The following is a 1,440-nucleotide window of genomic DNA, read 5'->3' as shown; positions in this document are numbered from 1 at the left end:
GCTAGTGCCGCGTCAGGTAATGTTTGCCCTGTTGTGATGTGACGCGCCGTCTGGGTCCTGGGCTGAGCGGCGTGTTTCGGTCACCCTGTCTGGGTGGCGGTACGAGTGCAGGTCCGTGAGATCGATGACGATGAGGGGCGGCAGCTGCTGCGGATCATCCGCAGGGGCACCGGGTCGGTGGTGACCTGGCGGCGGGCCCAGATGGTGCTGCTGTCCGCGCAGGGCATGCCGGTGGCGAGGATCGCCGAGGTGTCGTTCACCAGCGACGACCGTGTCAGAGACGTGATCCACAATTTCAACGCGGACGGCTTCGACTCGCTGTACCCCAAGTACAAGGGCGGCCGGCCGAAGACGTTCACACTGCCTGAACGTCGCGAGATCAAGAAGATCGCCAAGTCCAAGCCCACCGAGCACGACCTGCCCTTCTCGACCTGGAGTCTGACCAAGCTGGCGGACTTCCTGGTAGCCGAGGGGGTGGTCGACGACATCAGCCACGAGGGTCTGCGCATTCTGCTCCGTGAGGAAGGCGTCTCCTTTCAACGCCTGAAGACCTGGAAGACCTCGCGCGATCCGGACTACGCGGCCAAGAAGGCCCGTGTCGAGCACCTTTACGCGATCGCCGACGGCGAGGTCATACCCGAGGATGACGAACCCGAAGTCATCTTCTGCATGGACGAGTTCGGACCCCTCAATCTAATGCCGCACCCGGGTCGGCAATGGGCCGAACGCGGAGGCAAGCACAAGGATCCCGCCCGTGAGCCCCGCCGACGGCGCCGGGCGACCTACAACCGCTACGGCGGGGTCCGGCACCTATTCGCCGCTCTTGACCTGGCCAAGGACAGGCTCTACGGCCACGTCAAGCCGGTCAAGAAGCGGACGCAGTTCCTGGAGTTCTGCCGCTACCTGCGCACCCTCTACCCGCGTGAAATCCGGATTGCGATCGTCGGCGACAACTTCTCCCCGCACCTAACCACGAGGAAGTGCCAGCGTGTTGGCATCTGGGCTGCGGCGAACAACGTGGAGATGGCCTACACCCCGACCAACAGCTCCTGGCTCAACCGCATCGAGGCTCAGTTCACGGCCCTGCGCTACTTCACCCTCGACGGCACGGACCACGCCGACCACAAGGAACAGGGCAGCATGATCCGCCGCTACATTATCTGGCGAAACAACCACGCCGAGGACCAGCGCCTACGTGCCGTCATCGACAGGGTAAACGTCGCCTGACTCGAGACTAGTTGAGTTACCAGCCGAACTCGGGCGGCCCGACAACTCGCGCATCAACCTGAGCCGCAAGCCAAGCAGCCCGCTCGTCATGGCCGGGTCGTGCATGAATGAAGACGGTGTGCTCAGCTGCCCACTCTTCGCAGTGGATATCGTGGCTGTTGCAGACAACTTGCAACTCGGCGTACTTGTATTCCTCGTCCAGTCCAAGCTCAG

General features: G+C 63.1%; 1 protein-coding gene and 1 pseudogene. One reads left to right on the top strand and one right to left on the bottom strand.

Going from position 1 to position 1,440, the window contains the following annotated elements; genetic code table 11:
- The first annotated feature begins 93 nt into the window (after window positions 1-93).
- The gene (locus tag ABZV34_RS39455) at window positions 94-1,227 is read left to right on the top strand and encodes an IS630 family transposase (protein WP_356288113.1); all 1,134 of its coding nucleotides are present in this window, start codon (window positions 94-96) and stop codon (window positions 1,225-1,227) included.
- Window positions 1,228-1,243: 16 nt separating this feature from the next.
- On the opposite strand, the pseudogene ABZV34_RS39450 reads toward ABZV34_RS39455, so the two are convergent.
- Window positions 1,244-1,440: pseudogene (locus ABZV34_RS39450) on the bottom strand (hypothetical protein); the annotation flags it as partial.

Source organism: Streptomyces sp. NPDC005195, assembly GCF_040608315.1.
GTDB classification, from domain to species: domain Bacteria; phylum Actinomycetota; class Actinomycetes; order Streptomycetales; family Streptomycetaceae; genus Streptomyces; species Streptomyces kaempferi.
The sequence above is the reverse complement of the archived record's forward strand: the minus strand, read 5'-3'. Positions and strand labels throughout refer to the sequence as shown.